Below are 359 nucleotides of genomic sequence, written 5' to 3'. Positions count from 1 at the left end.
AATGTTCTGTTTACCCCAGTCAATAACTATACAGGGCCGGCTAGTTTCTTGTATACCATTAGTGATGGTCAGGGCGGAACCAGTAGCGCGACGGTTAATATTAATATTAATCAGCCGAATCAGCCACCGAATGCGGTGAATGATAGTGTGGTGGGGACGCAAAATCAACTCTTAACAATATCCTCTTCCACTCTCTTAGCAAATGATACCGATCCGAATAATGATCCGTTAACGATTACTCAAGTTAGTAATCCCACAAATGGAACTGTTACCCTCAGTAATGGAAATGTTCTGTTTACCCCAGTCAATAACTATACAGGGCCGGCTAGTTTCTTGTATACCATTAGTGATGGTCAGGG

1 protein-coding gene is annotated in these 359 nt (G+C 42.6%); it reads left to right on the top strand.

What is annotated here, in order from left to right; translation table 11 throughout:
- Positions 1-359, top strand: a 359-nt coding sequence (locus PL9214_RS30325; protein ID WP_139295211.1) for a cadherin-like domain-containing protein, incomplete at both ends; no start/stop codon positions are given.

It is taken from the genome of Planktothrix tepida PCC 9214, from assembly GCF_900009145.1.
GTDB classification, from domain to species: Bacteria; Cyanobacteriota; Cyanobacteriia; order Cyanobacteriales; family Microcoleaceae; genus Planktothrix; species Planktothrix tepida.
The sequence above is the reverse complement of the archived record's forward strand: the minus strand, read 5'-3'. Positions and strand labels throughout refer to the sequence as shown.